The organism is Protaetiibacter intestinalis (genome assembly GCF_003627075.1).
Classification (GTDB): Bacteria; Actinomycetota; Actinomycetes; order Actinomycetales; family Microbacteriaceae; genus Homoserinibacter; species Homoserinibacter intestinalis.
Map to the genome: position 1 here is coordinate 165,590 of NZ_CP032630.1, position 16,612 is coordinate 182,201.

A 16,612-nucleotide genomic window follows, 5' to 3' on the forward strand; every position below is an offset into this window, starting at 1 on the left:
GGCAACCGGCGGCCGACATCCCTGGCGCCGAAGGTCAGACGCTGCAGCGTTTGGCAGGAAGCCGCTCAACGCACGGCCGCCGGCTGCTGCTGCGTGATGCAGTGGATGCCGCCGCCGCGGGCGAAGATCGGGCGGGCGTCGACCGTCACGACGCGGCGGCCGGGGTAGGCCTCGGCGAGGATCGCGCGGGCGTCGGCATCCGCCCGCTCCTCGCCGAAGCCGCAGGCGATGACGCCGCCGTTCACGACGAGGTGGTTCACGTAGCTCCAGTCGACGAAGCCCTCGTGGTCGCGGAGCGTCGCGGGCGCGGGCAGTTCGACGACCTCGAAGGCGCGACCCGCGGCATCCGTCTGCGCCTCGAGCTCGGCGCGCAGGGCGCGGGTGACCGGGTGGTCCGGATGCGCCGGGTCGCGCTGGGTGTGCAGCAGCAGGCGGCCGGGGCTCGGGATGGTGGCGACGATGTCGACGTGCCCGTTGGTGCCGAAGTCGTCGTAGTCGCGGGTGAGCCCGCGCGACAGCCAGACGGCGTGCGTGGCGCCGATCGTGCGGGCGAGCTCGGCCTCCACCGCCTCCCGCGTGATGCCGGGGTTGCGGCGCTCGTCGCGCTGCACGGTGTCGGTCACGAGCACGGTGCCCACCCCGTCCACGTGGATGCCGCCGCCCTCGTTCACGAGCCCGGAGGCGACGAGCTCGGCCCCCACGGCATCCGCCACGAGCCGCGCGTGCCGGGTGGCGAGCGCGAACTCCGACCAGCCGCGGTCGCCCCAGCCGTTGAACACCCAGTCGACCGCGCCGAGCACGCCCGGCCGTGCGTCGTCGAGCACGAAGGTGGGACCGTGGTCGCGCAGCCAGAACTCGTCGACGCCCGCCTCGAGGTACGCGACGGATGCGCCGAGCCGGTTCCGCGCGTTCGCCGCCTCGGCCGGGTCGACGAGCATCGCGACCGGCTCGAACTCGGCGATCGCGCGGGCGACGGCGCTCCAGGCGGCGTAGCACTCCTCGCGTTCGGCCGCGGTGTCGCCGAGCGTCGTGCCGGCGGCGGGGAACGCCATCCAGGTGCGCTCGTGCGGCTCGGTCTCCGCGGGCATCCGCCAGGGCATGCGCCATCATCTCGCGGATGCGGGTGCGGTCGGTAGGGATCACGACGCCAGGTCGTGTCCCCGAGGTCGTCAGTGCGTGAGGCGCGGGCTCCAGCAGCGCGTCGCGACGCCGATGCCGTTCCACACGTTGATCGTCACGATGAGCGCGATGAGCGCCGCGAGCTGCGGCTCGTCGAACCACTCGCGCGCCTCGTCGATCACGGCATCCGGAACGTGGGTCTCCGAGAGCCGGGTGATCGACTCGGTGAGCCGGAGGGCGGCGCGCTCCGCCGCGGTGAAGAACGGCGAGTCCTCCCAGATCGCCACGGCGTGCACGCGCTGCAGCGCCACACCGTTCTCGACGGCGTCGCGGGAGTGCAGGTCTACGCAGTACGCGCAGCCGTTGAGCTGCGAGGCGCGCAGCTTCAGGAGGTCGCGCAGGCCCGCGTCGATGCCCGCGCGGTCGGCCTCGCCGCCGGCCGCGTCGTGCAGCGCGCTCACGGCGCGCGAGAAGACGGGGGCGAGCGCGTCGAAGTCGAGGCGCTGCGGGATGGTCACGAGTTCCAGGGTGTCGGTCATGGCTCGACGCTATGCCCGGATTGGCACGGTGCTATGGTGCGATTCCATGGCGGATGACTGGGCCAATTCTCCGGCGGGCGGGCTCGACCTGCACCTCGAGCTGCCGCGCGGCGGCAAGGCCGACGCGCTCGCCGCGGCGATCCGCGCCGCCATCCGCGAGGGGCGCCTCGCCCCGGGGACGCGACTGCCGGCATCCCGCGCCCTCGCCCGCGACCTCGGGGCGGCCCGCAACACGATCGCCGACGTCTACGGTCTGCTCACGGCCGAGGGCTGGCTGACCGCCCGCACAGGTGCCGGCACCTGGGTCGGGCCGCGGCCCGACGCCGCCACTCCCCCGCGCCGCGTCGACCCGTGGGTCGTGCCGCGGCTCGACCTGCGCGGCGGCATCCCCGACGCGAGCTCCTTCCCGCGCGGCGAGTGGGCCGCGGCGGTGCGGCGCGCGACCCAGTCCGCATCGGCGGCCGAACTCGGCTACCCGCCGCCGTTCGGCCTCCCGGTGCTGCGCGAGACGCTCGCCGACTACCTCGCGCGGGCCCGCGGCGTGCACGTCGACGCCGCCCGTGTCGCCGTCGGCCGCGGCTTCGGCGAGCTGCTCGCCCTCGTCGCGCGGGCGCTGCACGCGCAGGGCGCCCGCACGATCGCCGTCGAGGAGTACGGCCACCAGACCCACCGCGACATCCTCGCGGCCGCGGGACTGCGTGTCGTGCCGCTGGCCGTCGACGCCGACGGGGCGGAGGTCGACCGGCTTCACGCGGATGCCGTGCTGCTGACCCCGGCGCACCAGTTCCCCACCGGCGTGCCGCTCTCGGCCGCGCGCCGCGCGAGCCTCGTCGAGTGGGCGCTCGGCACGGGCGGCACCGTCATCGAAGACGACTACGACGGCGAGTTCCGCTACGACTTCCGCGCGATCGGCGCCCTGCAGGCCCTCGCGCCCGAGCACGTCGTCTACCTCGGCACGGCGAGCAAGTCGCTCGCCCCCGCGATCGGCGTCGCCTGGGCGGTGGTGCCCGACCGCGTGCTCGAGAGCCTCGACCGCGCCCGACGCCTCACCGGTCGCGGCGCCGACCCCCTCACCCAGCGCGCCCTGACCGACTTCATCTCCGGCCACCACTACGACCGGCACCTGCGTCGGCAGCGCGCCGCCTACCGCACCCGCCGCGAGCGACTCGCGGATGCCGTGGCCGGCATCCCGGACGTGCGCCTGAGCGGCCTCGCCGCCGGCCTGCAGTGCACGCTCGAGCTGCCGCCCGGCGCCGACGAGGAGCGGATCACCGCCCTCGCCGCGCGCGACGGGCTCGTGCTGCAGGGCCTCGCCTCCTACCTGCCCGAGGGCCGCCCCTCGCGCCGCGGCCCCGCCCTCGTCGTCGGCTACGGCGCCCCGCCCGCGCACCTCGTCGAGGAGGCCTTCGCGACCCTCGTCGCCGCGATCCGTCAGGAGACGGAGGCGCCCCGGTAGCCGATCCGCTCAGCCCACCACAGATCGCAACGCGTCGATGATGCGGGTCGCACGCGCATCCCGGCTCGCCTCCATCACATCCGTGAGGAACGCGAAGCCGATGCCGTGCGTCGGGTCGGCGAAGCCCACCTGGCCGCCGGCGCCGTCGTGCCCGAAGCCGGTGGGCCCGAGGTAGCGGCGGGCCTCCGAGTCGAGCTGGAAGCCCATCCCCCACCGCGCCCAGGGCGGCTCGCCCGCGAGCAGCATCGGGCCCTCCGACTGCGGTCGGACCGCCGCCGCGAGCGTCGCGGCGTCGAGCAGACGCACCCCGTCGGTCTCCACGACGGTCGCCGACCACACCGTCGCCAGCCCGCGGGCCGTCGCGATGCCGCCCGCACCCGGGATCACGGCCGCGCGCACCGCGGGGGCGTTGAAGCCCTCGTCGGGGGCGACCAGCTCGAGCGGGAAGGCGCCGCCGAGGGTCAGGGCGCGCTCGCCCCAGTCCACGCGGTCCGGCCGGGCCGCCTGCCGCTGCTCGTGCGTGAGACGCGCCAGCTCCTCCCCGACCACCATCTGCGCGATGTCGAGGGCGGAGTCGGCCGGCACGCCGAGGTGCACCGAGGCGCCGAGCGGCTCGGCGAGCTCGGTCGCGACGAGCTCGGCGGGCCCCGTCCCGCGCACGCGCCGCAGCAGCTCGCCCACGAGCCAGCCGTGGGTGAGCGCGTGATAGGCGTGCCCGGTGCCCGGCTCCCACAGGGGCGCCTGCGCCGCCAGCAGCGCCGTCATGGCATCCCAGTCGAGCGCCTGCGCGCGGCTGGCGGGTTCCCGCGGCGCCGACAGCCCCGAGCGGTGGGCGAGCACCTCGCTCACGAGCACGCCGCCCTTGCCCGCCTGCGCGAACTCCGGCCAGTACTCGGCGACCGGTCGCCCGTAGTCGAGCACCCCGTCGGCCACGGCCCGCGCCGCGAGGATCGACATGAGCCCCTTGGTGCACGAGAAGACGGCGGATGCGGTGTCCCGCTCCCAGCGACGCCCGGTCCGCGCGTCCGCGTAGCCGCCCCACAGGTCGACGACCACCCACCCGTGCTGCAGCACGCAGAGCGCCGCCCCCGTCTCCGGCGTCTCGAAGGCCTCCGCGAACGCCTCGGCGACACGCTCGAAGCCCGGCGCGACGAACCCGTCGAGCGCCGGCGACCGATCCGTCATCCCTTGACCGCCCCCTGCAGCAGCGCCTTGATGAACTGCCGCTGGAAGATCAGGAACACGACGATCGCGGGCGTGATGATGATGAGCGCCCCCGCGTTGAGCAGCGGGATGCTCGAGTAGTACTGCCCCTGGAAGAAGGTCAGCGCGCCCGCGACGGTGCGGTCGAGCGGGTTCGCGACGAGCACGACGGGCAGCAGGAACTGGTTCCAGGTCCACAGGAACAGCAGGATCGCGAGCGCCGACAGCGCCGGGGTCGCGAGCGGCAGCTGGATCCGCCGGAACTCCTGCCAGATGCTCGCCCCGTCGACCCGCGCCGCCTCGGAGAGCTCGACCGGCACGTTCACGAAGTGGGCGCGCATCCAGAACACGCTGAACGGCATGAACAAGCCGATGAGCGGGAAGACGATCGCCCACTGGGTGTTGAGGGTGCCCATCGCCTGCGCCTGGTAGTAGAGCGGGATGATGAGCGCCTCGAAGGGGATCGTGAGCCCGAGCACCAGGAACACGAGCACGGCACGCCCGCCCCGCACCCGCAGGCCGCCGAGGGCGTAGCCCGCGAGGGTCGCGAAGAGCAGGCTCGCGGGCACGACGCCGAGCACGATGAGCGCGCTCGAGCCCATGAGCTGCCAGACGTGCCCCACCTGGAAGGCCGTGACGAAGTTGATCCACTGCGGATCGCTCGGCCAGCTGAGCCCGGTCGGGTTCCGGTCGGCGGGCTGCAGCGCCGCGGAGAGCATGCTGAGCAGCGGCAGCACGGTGAGCACGAGCGCCACCACGAGCAGGGTGCGGCCGAGCAGGAGTTCGGTGCGGCTGGTTCTCATCGGTCGGCCGCCCTCGACAGTCGCTGGATGGGCAGCACCACGGCGAGCACGAGCAGCATGAGCACGATGCCGAAGGCGGATGCCTGGCCGACGTCGCTCTGCGTGAAGCCGATGCGGTAGATCAGCAGGCCCGGCACCATCGTCGCGCGCCCGGGCCCGCCCTGCGTGGAGGTGTAGATGATGTCGAAGCTGGACAGCGCGGCGATGACCGTGATGGTGACGAGCACGGCGATCTCCTGGCGGAGTCCGGGAAGGGTGATGGTGAAGAACTCGCGCCACCATCCGGCGCCGTCGAGGCGGATCGCCTCGTAGAGGGAGGTGTCGATCTTGCCGATGCCGGTGAGCAGCAGCACCGTGCAGAGGCCCGTGAGCACCCAGGATCCGATGAGCCCCACGGCGGCCAGCGCGGTGCCGTAGTCGGCGAGCCAGGGGCGGGCGAGGAAGCCCAGGCCGATCCAGCCGAGCACCTGGTTGACGGTGCCGGTCTGCGCGTACATCCACGCCCAGGCGATGCCGGCGGCGGCGAGCGGGATGATCTGCGGCAGGAACAGCACGGTCTGCGAGAGGCTCGAGAACCAGCCGGATCGCAGCGAGCGGATGAGGGTGGCGAGCGCGAGCCCGACGCCGACCGGGATGATCGTGAAGAAGGCGATGAGCACGAAGGCGTTGAGGATCGAGCCGAGCAGCGCCTGGTCGGCGAACACCTTGAGGTAGTTGTCGAAGCCGACCCAGGTGGCGGCGCCGACGCCGTTCCAGTCGTAGAACGAGTACTGCACACCGAGGATGAGCGGCCACACGACGAACGCGATGTACGCCGCGAGCGCCGGGACCAGCAGCAGCCAGCCGATGAGGGTGACCCGTCGGGCCACCGCGCGTGCGGTGGCCCGACGGGCGACGGGGTGGGACATCAGCCGCCGATCTCGCTCTCGTAGAACTTCTGCACGCGGTCGACGAACTCCTTGCCGGTGATCTGGCTCGTCACGAGCAGCTGCGACTCGGGGATGATCGAGCCGGAGTAGATGCCCGCGGTCGTGTTCGCCATGAAGTCGACCTGCCCGTTCTCGGCACCGATCGTCGCGCTCATCGCGAGCGCCTGCTCGATGAGCGAGCCCGGGGCGACCGTCGGCTGGGGAAGCGACGGGTCGCCGCCCGGCGCCGCGCCCGTGACGTCGACGACGATCTGGCGCGCCTTCTCGTCGGTGTGGATCCAGTTCAGGAAGTACACGATCTCGTTGAGGTGCGCCGACTTCGCGGCGACCGAGAACGAGTTCGCCGCACCCATCGCGACGTGTCCGGCACCCTCCGTGGCGGGCGGCGCGAGGAAGAAGGTCACGTCGTCGCCGAGCGCGTCCTGGTAGCTCTGGGCGGCCCAGTTGCCGTTGAAGGTGAAGAGCCCCTCACCCTCCGCGAAGCGGCTCACGAAGGTGGCGTAGTCGATGGCGTTGATGTCCGACGGGAAGTAGCCGGCATCCGCCCACTTCCGTACGAGCTCGGCGCCCTCGGTGGTGCCGTCCTGGTCGTACCGCGCGCCCGGCTCGTTGAACATCCACTTCATGAACTCGCCCTTGTCGACGTACTGGTTCATGGCGGCCTGCACGACGAAGTTGACGACGCCGTCCTTGTCGCCCGCCATGATCGGGAGCACGCCGGCCGCCTTCGCGGTCGCGAGGTCCTCCTCGAGTTCGGCGAGGGTCGTCGGCGGTTCGTCGATGCCGAGCTGGTCGGCGAGCTTCGTGTTCATGAAGATGCCGGTGACCGAGTAGCCGAGCCCGAGCTGGTACAGCGAGCCGGATCCGCGGATGCCGTCCTCGCTCATGCGCAGCGGCGCGAGCTGCGAGGCGGGCCAGGCGTCCCACCCGTAGGCGTCGAAGTACGGGTCGAGGTTCGCGAGCAGGCCGTCCTTGACGGTGTCGCCGATCGTGGGCAGGCGGATGAGGTCGGGCGGCGTCGAGCTGGCGAGCAGCTTCGGCGCGTTGGCGGTGAGGTTCTGGAACGTGTCGCGGGTGACCTCGAAGGTGATGTTCGGGTGCTGCTTGGTGAACTCCGCCGTCAGCTCGTCGGTGAGCGGGAAGCCCGTCTCATCGGCGATGACGAGCTTCACGTCCTCCGTGGTGAGCTCGGTGCTGACCGGGGTGGAGCTCGTGTCGGTCGGTGCGCTCCCGCCGGGTGCGCACCCGGCCAGCGCGACCGCCGCGGTCGCGACCAATGCCGCGGCCGTGAAGCTCGCGCCGCGCGTACCGCGCGGACGTCGCTTCGTGATTGCCATGTCGACTCCTTCGTCGTGGGGGTGACGCGCTGAACCGAACTCCATTCGATCATGGGATCGCGTGGCCTCTGGGTGGTGCTAAATGGGTTCAGCAGGGATAAACTCGCATCCGGACGCCGAGGTGTCAAGTCCGGATCGGCGGGTCGCGTCCGCCGCCCCGCTACCATCGGCACGCGAAAGGAGACGCGATGGCGCGCAAGCGAGTGACCCTCGCCGATGTGGCGGCCCGCTCGGGGCTGTCGCTCGCCGCGGCGTCGATGATCCTCAACGGGCGCCCCGACACGCGCCTCTCCCAGGACGCGCACGACCGCGTGCACGCCGCCGCGCGGGAGCTCGGCTACCGGCCGAACGTCGCCGCGCGAGGGCTCCGCACCGCCAAGACCCACACCATCGGCTTCGTCTCCGACACCGTCGCGACCACCCGTTTCGCGAGCGGCCTCATCCGCGGCGCCCTCTCCGCCGCCGAGAAGGCGGGACACGTCGTGTTCGTCGCGGAGACCGGCGGCGAGCCGGCGCGCGAACAGGAGGCGATCGAGGCGTTGCTCGACCGGCAGGTCGACGGCTTCATCTTCGCCACGATGCGGGCACGCGAGCTGTTCCTCCCCGAGCTGCCCGACGGCACCGAGGCGGTCATGCTCAACGCCACCAACCCGCGCCACCAGCGCTCCGTGCTGCCCGACGAGAGCGCGGGCGGGCGGGCGGCCGTCGAACTGCTCGTGGCCGCCGGCCATCGGCACGGCATCCACCTCGTCGGCCAGAGCGACGAGGTCGAGCGCGACGTGTTCCGCTCCGCGACCGTCGCGCGACGCGTCGCCGGCATCCGCGACGCGATGGCCGAGCACGGACTCGCCTTCGAGAGCGAGCAGTCGATCTGGGAGTGGGAGCCCGACAACGGCTACCAGGCGGTCGCCGCCCTGCTCGACGGCGGGGCGAGGCCGCGCGCCCTCCTGTGCATGAACGACCGGATCGCGTTCGGCGCGTACCAGGCCCTCGGAGAGCGCGGGTTCCGCGTCCCCGACGACGTGTCGATCGCGTCCTTCGACAACGACGAGCTCGCGGCGTACCTGCGCCCCGGCCTCACCACGATCGCCCTGCCGCACGAGGAGATGGGCCGCACGGCGGTCGAACTGCTGCTGGCGAGCGGCGAGGCCGAGGGCGAACTGCTCGTGCCGATGCCGGTCATCTCGCGCGCCTCGATCTCCGCACCGGCGGATGCGTCCTAGTCTCGCCTCATGCCCCAGCACGTGGTCGTCATCGGCGACGCCCTGATCGACGAGCTCGTCGACGAGACGGGCACGACCCACATCGTCGGCGGTTCCGCCCTCAACGTCGCCGTCGGGCTCAGCATCCTCGGGGTGGGGGCGAGCCTCGTCGCGATGATCGGCGACGACGTCGACGGGGCGCTCATCCGGGCCCACCTCGCCGACCACGGCGTCGAGCTGCTGCCCACGATCACGCCGGCCGGCACGGGGGTGGCGCGCTCCGAGCGCGTCGACGGCGAGCCGCACTACAGCTTCAGCGACTCGATGGTCGCCCGCAGCCTCGACTTCGACGAGGCGCAGCGCGCCGCGATCGCGGATGCCGGGGTCGTCGCGGTGAGCGGCTTCCCCTTCGACGTGGCCGGGCAGCTGGCGCTGCTCACCGAGGCGATCGCGGCCACCGCCCCCGGCACGACGGTCGCCGTCGACCCCAACCCGCGCACCGGCCTGCTGCACGACGCCGACGCCTTCCGCGACGGCCTCGAGGCCTTCGGCGGCACCGCCCAGCTGCTCAAGCTCGGCGACGACGACGCCCGCCTGCTCTACGACGAGCCGGTCGCCCAGGTCGCGCCGCGACTGCTGCGCCACTACCCCTATGTGCTCGCCACCGAGGGCCGCGACGGCGCGAGCGTGCGCATCGGGGACGGCCGCTGGCGGCATCCGACGCTCGTCACCCCGGATGCCGTGGTCGACACGATGGGGGCGGGCGACTCGGTCTTCGCCTCGGTGCTCGCCGACGTCGCGCGCACGGGCATCGGCGAGATCGAGTGGTACGACGCGCTCGGCCGCGCGATGGGCATCGCGGCCGCGACGATCGCCGAGCCGGGCGCGCTGCTGCGGGTGCCGTGACGCCCGAGCCGCGCTAGCGTGAAGTGGTGCCGACCGCATCCGAGTTCCTGACCGCGGGCGACCTGCCCGGCTTCGCCGCCGCCCACGGGTGGCGCTACGACGAGACCGCCGCGCCGCCCGCCTCCGTGGGCCTGTGGGAGCAGGTCGCGGCGGGCACCGTGCGCGACCGCATCGCGGGCGAGGGCTGGGAGGCCGGGCTCATCACGGGCGGCAGCCGCTCGGCGTCGAACGTCGAGCAGCGCGGCGGCTGGACGGTCACGACGACGGTCAACGTCTCGACGCCCGAACGCAGCCTGCGGGTCGGCTACCTCGCGATCACCCTGCCGCGCCGGGTGCCCAACATGGTGCTCGACGCCCGCAGCAACGACCGCGGCCCGTTCTCGAGCCTCATCCGCCGCCCCGCGGCCGGCCAGCACCTCTCCCTCGAGGGCGACTTCGACACCCGCTTCCGCCTCTACGTGCCCACCGGCTACGAGCGCGACGCGCTCTACGTGTTCACGCCCGACCTCATGGCGCTGCTCATCGACGAGACGGGCGACCTCGACGTGGAGCTCCGCGACGACCGCCTCATCGTCTACAAGCCGGGCGGTTTCGACCTCACCGATCCGACCGTCTGGGAGCGGTTCGAACGCATCCGCGCCACGGTGGGCGCCAAGACCTGGAACCGCACCGACCTCTACGCCGACGAGCGTGCCGCGCCCGAGCTGCAATACGACGCGGCGGGCACCGTCGACGCGGGCGGTGCGCGCCTGCGCGGGCGGATGCCGCGGGCCCTGTGGCTGGGGGTCGGCATCGGCGTGGTGGTGCTCGCCGGCGCCGTGACGATCGTCGTGGTGGTGCTCACGAACGTGCTCTCGGCGTTCTCCCGCTGACGCGGGGAATGATCCATGCATCCGCATACGTTGGGACGGACATGAAGAAGATCGGCTTCCTCTCCTTCGGACACTGGTCCGCCTCCCCCGGTTCGCAGACCCGCAGCGCCTCCGACGTGCTGCTGCAGTCGATCGACCTCGCGGTCGCCGCCGAGGAGCTCGGCGCCGACGGCGCGTACTTCCGCGTGCACCACTACGCCCACCAGCTCGGCAGCCCCTTCCCGCTGCTCGCCGCCGCGGGTGCCAAGACGAGCCGCATCGAGCTCGGCACGGGCGTCATCGACATGCGCTACGAGAACCCGCTCTACATGGCCGAGGATGCCGGCGCGGCCGACCTCATCGCGGGCGGCCGCCTGCAGCTCGGCGTCTCGCGCGGCTCACCCGAGCAGGTCATCGACGGCTGGCGCTACTTCGGCTACGACGCCCCCGAGGGGCAGACGATGGCGGATGTCGCCCGCAGCAACACCGAGGTGTTCCTCAAGGTCATCGACGGCGCCCGCTTCGCCGACCCCAACCCGCGGCCCATGTTCGCGAACCCGCATCCGGGGCCCCTCGGCATCCAGCCGCAGTCGCCGGGCCTGCGCGACCGCATCTGGTGGGGCGCCGGATCGGATGCCACGGCCGTCTGGGCGGCCGAGCAGGGCATGAACCTCATGAGCTCGACGCTCAAGGAGGACGAGTCGGGCGAGCCCTTCCACGTGCAGCAGCGCAAGCAGATCGAGAAGTTCCACGCCGCGTGGAAGGAGGCCGGCCACGAGCGCGAGCCGCGCACCTCGGTGAGCCGCTCGATCTTCGCCCTCGTCGACGACCGCGACCGCATGTACTTCGGCGGCGGACAGCGCGACGAGGACGACCAGTTCGGCCGGCTCGACGACTACCGCGCCGTCTTCGGCCGCAGCTACGCCGCCGAGCCCGACCGGCTCGTCGAGCAGCTGCGCGAGGACGAGGCGATCGCCGCCGCCGACACCCTGCTGCTCACGATCCCCAACCAGCTCGGCGTCGACTACAACGCCCACGCGCTCGAGGCGATCCTCACGCACGTGGCCCCCGAGCTCGGCTGGCGCTGAGCTCGGGGCCCGTCGCTCAGCTGTACTCGTAGAAGCCGACGCCCGTCGAGACGCCGAGCTTGCCCTTGTCGATGTACTCGCTCTTCAGCCACTCGGCGAGCGGCTGCCCCTGCTCACCGCTGTGGGCGAGGATGTTGTAGGGCGTGGTCAGTCCGATGACGTCGATGATCTGGAACGGCCCGAGCGGTGCACCGGTCGCGATGCGCCACACCTTGTCGATGTCGGCTGGCTCCGCGTACTTCCCCGCCGCGAGCGCGAGTCCCGCGTTCAGGAACGGCACGAGCAGCGAGTTGAGCACGTAGCCGGCCTTCTCCTTGTGGATCGGGATCGGCACCATGCCGATCTCGCCGGCGAACGCGACGAGCTCGTCGAAGACGACCGGGTCGGTGTCGGCGGTTCCCATGACCTCCGCGGTGTTGTACTTCCACACCTGGTTGGCGAAGTGCAGCGCGAGGAACTTCGCGGGGCGGCCCGTGGCATCCTTCAGGTCGCTCGGCAGCAGCGTGGAGGAGTTGGTGGCGAAGATCGTCTTCTCGGGGGCGACCTTGCCGAGCTTCTCGTAGGTGTCGCGCTTGAGCTCGAGCACCTCCGGCACGGCCTCGATGACGAGGTCGGCGTCCTTCACGGCGTCGGCGAGGTCGGAGGAGTAGCGGATGCGGGTGAGCGCCTCCTCGGCCTTGCCCTCGGTCGCGCCGGGCACGTGGTCGACGCGGTAGGTGGTGGCGAGGCCCTCGAAGCGGTCCTTCGCCTTCTCGAGGATCTCGTCGCTGATGTCGTAGGCGGTCACCTGGAAGCCGCTGTAGGCGGTCTGGTAGGCGATCTGCGAGCCGAGCACGCCGGTTCCGAGAACCGTGACGTTGCGGATGGCGCTCATGGGATGGTGTCCTTCCTGTCTTCCCCTGCGGGGTCCCTTGTGGGGTGTCAGCGCGCCGGTGTGCCGGTGCGCGCGCCCGCGACGAGTTGCGCGATCTGGGTGCGCAGGTCGTCGAGGGTGTCGTGGTGTGCGTGGGCGCCCGTGGAGTTGCGGGCGATCGCGAGATGGGTGACCGCGAACACGGATGCCGCGGCGAGCCGCGCGGCGTCGGCGCCGGTCGCGGGGTGGTCGGCGAGCAACCGCGCGGCGATGGACCGCTCGATCTCGGCGATGAGCTCGAGGCCCGCGCCGCGATACTGCTCGGTGGGCGGCCCGAAGAGCAGCTCGCGCTGATAGGCGGTGGCGTTCTCGGGGGCGCGCGCGGCATCCGTGACGATGGGGGCGACCATGGCGTAGACCGCGTCGGCGGTGTCGCCCCGTTCGGCGGCGGCGCGCCGCCCCTCCTCGACGGAGGCGCGCAGCAGTTCGTTGTAGACCATGAGCAGCAGCTCGCCCTTGGTGGCGGCGTAGCGGAACAGGGTGCCGGCGGCGACGTCGGCGCGCTCGGAGATCTCCTGGGTGGTGACGGCGGCGAAGCCGCGCTCCTGGAACAGTTCGGCGGCGGCGGCGAAGATGCGCTCGCGCTTCTCGAGCATGTTCCGGTCGCGACGCCCGAGGGCTGCGGTCGTGGTGGCCATCCCGACCTCCTTACTGATCCGACTCATTTCTGAGTGTACTCATTATATTCGTCGTCGCAATCCCCCGGGGCCGGGATACTGGACGCGTGACCGACGCCCCCCGCCGCTACCTGAAGCCCGGCGGCTTCACCAACCGCGTGTTCAACCCCTTCGTCGCCTGGCTCGTGCGCCGCGGCGTGGGGCTCAAGGGCGCCGCCATCCTCGAGGTGCGGGGCCGGAAGTCCGGCGAGCCGCGCACGACACCCGTCAACCCGCTGCCCCTCGACGGCGAGCGCTACCTGCTCGCGCCGCGCGGCGAGACCGAGTGGGTGCGCAACATCCGCGTCGCGGGCCGGGCTGCGCTCATCACCCGACGCGGACGCACCGAGTTCGCGGTCGTCGAGGTGCCGGACGCCGAGAAGCTGCCCGTCATCCGCGCCTACCTGAAGGAGTGGGCGTGGGAGGTGGGCGCCTTCTTCGAGGGACTGTCGGCGGACTCGAGCGACAAGGAGGTCGCCGCGGTCGCCTCCGGCTTCCCCGTGTTCCGCATCCTGCCCGCCGACTGACGATCCGCCGCGAGCCCGGCGCGCGAGCTGCGGGCGGGGTTAGCGTGTCCCCGTGACGCTGGTGTTCATCGGGCTCGTGGGCGGGCTGCTCACCGGGATCTCGCCGTGCATCCTGCCCGTGCTGCCCGTCGTGTTCCTCGGCGGGGCGTCCCGCGGTGTCGCCGCGCCGACCGGCCCGGATGCCGTGCCGAGTCGCGCACGCCCGCTGCTCATCGTGCTCGGCCTCACCGTGAGCTTCGCGCTCTTCACCCTGCTCGGCACCGCGATCCTGAGCCTCCTGCAGCTGCCCGCCGACCTCATCCGCTGGCTGGGCCTCATCGTGCTCGTGCTGCTCGGGCTCGCGATGATCGTGCCCGCGATCGGCCACTGGGTCGAGAAGCCCTTCGCCCGGATCCCGCAGCGCTACGTCTCGCCCGACCGCGGCGGCTTCGTGCTCGGACTCGCCCTCGGCGCCGTGTTCGTGCCGTGCGCGGGGCCCGTGCTCGCGGCCATCACGGTCGCCGGCGCGACGGGCGAGCTCGGCCCCGGCACGATCGCGCTGACCCTCGCCTTCGCGGTCGGCTGCGCCATCCCGCTGCTCGTGTTCGCGCTCGCCGGGCGCCAGCTCGCGACGCGGATCGCCGCGTTCCGTACGCGGCAGCGGCTCGTGCAGGTGGCGAGCGGCGCCGTCATGATCGCGCTCGCGGTGGCCCTCACCTTCAACGTGTCCGACGTCATCCAGCGCCTCATCCCGAACTACACCGAGGCGCTCGCCGCGGCCGCCGGCAGCGGGGTCTCCGAGGCGCTCGGCGAGAGCCGGGCCGACGATGCGCTGTTCCAGTGCCAGCTGCACGCCACGTACGACGTCATCGAGGGCGACGACTGCGGGCCGGCGCCCGAGTTCGCCGGCATCCAGGAGTGGCTCAACACCCCGGGCGGCGAGCCGCTCACGATCGCCGGGCTCGCCGGCCGGGTGGTGCTCGTCGACTTCTGGGCCTACTCGTGCATCAACTGCCAGCGCGAACTGCCGCACGTGCAGGCGTGGGCAGAGGCGTACGCCAACGCGGGGTTCACGGCCATCGGCGTGCACACCCCCGAGTACGCCTTCGAGCACGTCGTCGACAACGTGCGCGCGGGCGCCGAACGGATCGGCGTGACCTTCCCGATCGCGATCGACAACGACTACGGCACCTGGAACGCCTACGACAACGACGTGTGGCCGGCGAGCTACCTCGTCGACGCGACCGGCGAGGTGCGCTACGTGTTCTACGGCGAGGGCTCCTCCACCTACGAGGAGCAGCTCATCCGCGAACTGCTCGTCGAGGCCGAGCCGGACGCGGCGCTGCCCGCCGCCGTGCAGCTCCCCGACACGACGCCCACCGACCCCCGGCAGAGCCGGGAGACCTACCTCGGCGCCGACCGGGTCGCCTACTACGCGGGCGGCGGCGACTACGGCGTCGGCGAGCACGACTTCGCCGACGCCGTCGGCCTGCCCGACGGCGGATTCCAGCTCGAGGGCACCTGGACGGTCGGCCCCGAGTCCCTCACCTCGGGCGCGGGGGCGAGCATCCGCCTGGACTACCGCGCCGCGAAGGTCTACCTCGACGTCGGCGGCGAGGGGACGCTCACCGTCCACCAGGGCAGCCGCACCGAGACGATCGAGGTGTCGGGCCCGCCGAACCTCGCGACCCTCGTCTCCCGCGCCGAGCCCGCCGACGGCGAGCTCACGGTCGAGCTGTCGCCGGGGCTCGACGCGTACTCGTTCACCTTCGGGTGACGACGAGGGGGTGCGCCAGACTCGCGGCGGAGCCGCGGACCGCGGGAGGATGGCGCGCATGAGCCGGTTCCTGCTGACCACGATGCCGTTCACCGGTCATGTCGCGCCCATGGCGGCCATCGCACGCCAACTCGTCGACCGCGGGCACAACGTGCGGTTCTACACCGGTTCACGGTTCCGGGCACGGGTCGAGGCGACCGGCGCCCGACTCGTCCCGTGGCGCGAGGCACCCGACTTCGACGAGAACGACCTCCCCGCGACCTTCCCGCGCCTCGTCGGAAAGAAGGGCCTGCAGCAGTTGCTGGTCAACATGGTCGACTGCTTCATCCAGACCGCCCCCGCCCAGGTCGCCGACCTCGCCGCCGAGTGGCAGCGCGAGCCCTGGGATGCGCTGGCCGCCGACGAGACGTCGGTCGGCGCCGTCCTGTTCAGCCTGACCCGGGGGACGCCGTGGGCCACGGTCGCCGTCATCCCGTTGAACCTCCCGGGACCGGGCGGACCACCGAGCGGCATGGGCCTCAGCCCGGGCACGAACCCGCTCACGAGGACGCGCGACGCGGCACTGCGCGGACTCGTGCCCCTCGTGTCACGGCCGCTGGCCGGCCCCCTCGCCGACGCGCAGCGCGCCGTGGGACTCGAACCGAGCGGTCTCACGATGGATCGCATGGTCTTCTCCCGCTCGCTCATCGCGGCCAGCGGCTCCCCCCTCCTCGACTACCGCCGCGCCGACCGTCCCGCCCACCTGCACTTCGTCGGAGAGCTCGCCTCGCCGCCCGCATCGCACACGCTTCCGCCGTGGTGGGGTGACCTGGACGGGCGCCGCGTCGTGCTCGTGACGCAGGGCACGCAGAACATCGATCCGGGCGACCTCATCCGTCCCGCGCTGGACGCGCTCGCCGACCGCGACGTCATCGTCGTCGCGACGACGGGCGTTCCCGGGCAGGACTCCTTCCCGTTCCCCGTGCCGCCGAACGCCCGGGTCGCAGGCTTCGTGCCGTTCGCCGATCTGCTGCCCCGCGTGGAACTCGCGATCACGAACGGCGGATGGGGCGGCACGATCGCCATGCTCGGCCACGGCATCCCACTGATCGTGGCCGGCGGCGACCTCGACAAACCCGAGATCGCCGCCCGGGTCGCCTGGTCGGGCGCGGGTATCAACCTGCGCACCGGCACGCCGACGTCCGCCGCCATCCGCGCCGCCGTCGACCGGGTACTGCACGAATCCGCGTTCCGCGAGGCCGCATCACGGGTCGGAGCGGAACTCGGCTCGCTGGGCGGAGCCTCGCGGGCTGCCGAGCTGCTCGAGCGCACGCGGTAAGTCACCTAT

At 72.4% G+C, this 16,612-nt stretch carries 16 protein-coding genes; 8 read left to right on the forward strand and 8 right to left on the reverse strand.

The genetic code is table 11. The features are described from left to right. Positions 1-65: 65 nt before the first annotated feature. Together D7I47_RS00805 and D7I47_RS00810 are read right to left on the reverse strand one after the other, a co-directional pair. Positions 66-1,100 carry an agmatine deiminase family protein gene (locus D7I47_RS00805; protein WP_120761286.1) on the reverse strand — a complete coding sequence of 345 codons (1,035 nt, stop codon included), beginning with the start codon at positions 1,098-1,100 and terminating at the stop codon, positions 66-68. A 69-nt stretch (positions 1,101-1,169) separates the two neighbouring features. Then, on the reverse strand, positions 1,170-1,658 hold the full coding sequence (locus D7I47_RS00810) for a carboxymuconolactone decarboxylase family protein (protein WP_120761287.1): 489 nt from the start codon (positions 1,656-1,658) through the stop codon (positions 1,170-1,172). 46 nt (positions 1,659-1,704) lie between these two features. On the opposite strand from D7I47_RS00810, the gene pdxR reads away from it, so the two are divergent. Further along, positions 1,705-3,114, forward strand: a complete 1,410-nt coding sequence (gene pdxR / locus D7I47_RS00815) for a MocR-like pyridoxine biosynthesis transcription factor PdxR (RefSeq protein WP_120761288.1) — start codon at positions 1,705-1,707, stop codon at positions 3,112-3,114. A gap of 9 nt (positions 3,115-3,123) precedes the next feature. Here pdxR and D7I47_RS00820 read toward each other — a convergent pair whose 3' ends face one another. The 4 genes from D7I47_RS00820 to D7I47_RS00835 are packed head-to-tail and all read right to left on the reverse strand — an operon-like array spanning position 3,124 to position 7,386. Next, a complete protein-coding gene (locus tag D7I47_RS00820; protein ID WP_120761289.1) occupies positions 3,124-4,299 on the reverse strand; it encodes a serine hydrolase domain-containing protein in 1,176 nt (391 codons plus the stop codon). Continuing rightward, positions 4,296-5,120, reverse strand: coding sequence for a carbohydrate ABC transporter permease (locus D7I47_RS00825; protein ID WP_120761290.1), 825 nt, complete (start codon positions 5,118-5,120; stop codon positions 4,296-4,298). The genes D7I47_RS00820 and D7I47_RS00825 overlap by 4 nt, the downstream gene beginning before the upstream one ends. Then, positions 5,117-6,028, reverse strand: a complete 912-nt coding sequence (locus D7I47_RS00830; RefSeq protein WP_120761291.1) for a carbohydrate ABC transporter permease — start codon at positions 6,026-6,028, stop codon at positions 5,117-5,119. The genes D7I47_RS00825 and D7I47_RS00830 overlap by 4 nt, the downstream gene beginning before the upstream one ends. Beyond that, positions 6,028-7,386, reverse strand: a complete 1,359-nt coding sequence (locus D7I47_RS00835; RefSeq protein WP_120761292.1) for an ABC transporter substrate-binding protein — start codon at positions 7,384-7,386, stop codon at positions 6,028-6,030. Before D7I47_RS00835 ends, D7I47_RS00830 begins: the two co-directional genes overlap by 1 nt. Positions 7,387-7,574: 188 nt before the next feature. Between D7I47_RS00835 and D7I47_RS00840 the strand changes: the two genes are divergently transcribed. The 4 genes from D7I47_RS00840 to D7I47_RS00855 are packed head-to-tail and all read left to right on the forward strand — an operon-like array spanning position 7,575 to position 11,433. Further along, entirely contained in the window at positions 7,575-8,609 is a 1,035-nt protein-coding gene (locus tag D7I47_RS00840; RefSeq protein ID WP_120761293.1) for a LacI family DNA-binding transcriptional regulator, read from the forward strand. A gap of 9 nt (positions 8,610-8,618) precedes the next feature. After that, a complete protein-coding gene (locus D7I47_RS00845) occupies positions 8,619-9,494 on the forward strand; it encodes a carbohydrate kinase family protein (RefSeq protein WP_120761294.1) in 876 nt (291 codons plus the stop codon). A gap of 26 nt (positions 9,495-9,520) precedes the next feature. Next, positions 9,521-10,366, forward strand: coding sequence for a hypothetical protein (locus D7I47_RS00850; protein ID WP_120761295.1), 846 nt, complete (start codon positions 9,521-9,523; stop codon positions 10,364-10,366). Between the two features lie 41 nt (positions 10,367-10,407). Further along, the gene (locus D7I47_RS00855) at positions 10,408-11,433 is read left to right on the forward strand and encodes an LLM class flavin-dependent oxidoreductase (protein ID WP_120761296.1); all 1,026 of its coding nucleotides are present in this window, start codon (positions 10,408-10,410) and stop codon (positions 11,431-11,433) included. A 16-nt stretch (positions 11,434-11,449) separates the two neighbouring features. On the opposite strand, the gene D7I47_RS00860 is transcribed toward D7I47_RS00855, so the two are convergent. Together D7I47_RS00860 and D7I47_RS00865 are read right to left on the reverse strand one after the other, a co-directional pair. Then, positions 11,450-12,307 carry a 3-hydroxyacyl-CoA dehydrogenase gene (locus D7I47_RS00860; RefSeq protein WP_120761297.1) on the reverse strand — a complete coding sequence of 286 codons (858 nt, stop codon included), beginning with the start codon at positions 12,305-12,307 and terminating at the stop codon, positions 11,450-11,452. Positions 12,308-12,354: 47 nt separating this feature from the next. Further along, complete coding sequence (locus tag D7I47_RS00865; RefSeq protein ID WP_227000743.1) at positions 12,355-12,984, reverse strand: TetR/AcrR family transcriptional regulator; 630 nt, start codon at positions 12,982-12,984, stop codon at positions 12,355-12,357. Between the two features lie 86 nt (positions 12,985-13,070). On the opposite strand from D7I47_RS00865, the gene D7I47_RS00870 reads away from it, so the two are divergent. From D7I47_RS00870 to D7I47_RS00880, 3 genes are read left to right on the forward strand one after another with little or no spacing between them, the layout of a single operon-like run. Continuing rightward, entirely contained in the window at positions 13,071-13,529 is a 459-nt protein-coding gene (locus tag D7I47_RS00870; protein WP_120761298.1) for a nitroreductase family deazaflavin-dependent oxidoreductase, read from the forward strand. Positions 13,530-13,581: 52 nt separating this feature from the next. Next, positions 13,582-15,285 carry a cytochrome c biogenesis protein CcdA gene (locus D7I47_RS00875; protein ID WP_227000745.1) on the forward strand — a complete coding sequence of 568 codons (1,704 nt, stop codon included), beginning with the start codon at positions 13,582-13,584 and terminating at the stop codon, positions 15,283-15,285. A gap of 58 nt (positions 15,286-15,343) precedes the next feature. After that, complete coding sequence (locus D7I47_RS00880; protein ID WP_157981549.1) at positions 15,344-16,603, forward strand: glycosyltransferase; 1,260 nt, start codon at positions 15,344-15,346, stop codon at positions 16,601-16,603. Positions 16,604-16,612: the final 9 nt, after the last annotated feature.

Excerpts from the sequence above, each read along its gene's own strand:
- D7I47_RS00845 (WP_120761294.1), top strand. The coding sequence starts at position 8,619 with ATGCCCCAGCACGTGGTCGTCATCGGCGACGCCCTGATCGACGAGCTC.
- D7I47_RS00840 (WP_120761293.1), top strand. The coding sequence starts at position 7,575 with ATGGCGCGCAAGCGAGTGACCCTCGCCGATGTGGCGGCCCGCTCGGGG.
- D7I47_RS00860 (WP_120761297.1), bottom strand. The coding sequence starts at position 12,307 with ATGAGCGCCATCCGCAACGTCACGGTTCTCGGAACCGGCGTGCTCGGC.
- D7I47_RS00855 (WP_120761296.1), top strand. The coding sequence starts at position 10,408 with ATGAAGAAGATCGGCTTCCTCTCCTTCGGACACTGGTCCGCCTCCCCC.
- D7I47_RS00825 (WP_120761290.1), bottom strand. The coding sequence starts at position 5,120 with ATGAGAACCAGCCGCACCGAACTCCTGCTCGGCCGCACCCTGCTCGTG.
- D7I47_RS00835 (WP_120761292.1), bottom strand. The coding sequence starts at position 7,386 with ATGGCAATCACGAAGCGACGTCCGCGCGGTACGCGCGGCGCGAGCTTC.
- D7I47_RS00820 (WP_120761289.1), bottom strand. The coding sequence starts at position 4,299 with ATGACGGATCGGTCGCCGGCGCTCGACGGGTTCGTCGCGCCGGGCTTC.
- D7I47_RS00880 (WP_157981549.1), top strand. The coding sequence starts at position 15,344 with ATGAGCCGGTTCCTGCTGACCACGATGCCGTTCACCGGTCATGTCGCG.
- D7I47_RS00865 (WP_227000743.1), bottom strand. The coding sequence starts at position 12,984 with ATGGCCACCACGACCGCAGCCCTCGGGCGTCGCGACCGGAACATGCTC.
- D7I47_RS00810 (WP_120761287.1), bottom strand. The coding sequence starts at position 1,658 with ATGACCGACACCCTGGAACTCGTGACCATCCCGCAGCGCCTCGACTTC.
- pdxR (WP_120761288.1), top strand. The coding sequence starts at position 1,705 with ATGGCGGATGACTGGGCCAATTCTCCGGCGGGCGGGCTCGACCTGCAC.
- D7I47_RS00830 (WP_120761291.1), bottom strand. The coding sequence starts at position 6,028 with ATGTCCCACCCCGTCGCCCGTCGGGCCACCGCACGCGCGGTGGCCCGA.
- D7I47_RS00805 (WP_120761286.1), bottom strand. The coding sequence starts at position 1,100 with ATGCCCTGGCGGATGCCCGCGGAGACCGAGCCGCACGAGCGCACCTGG.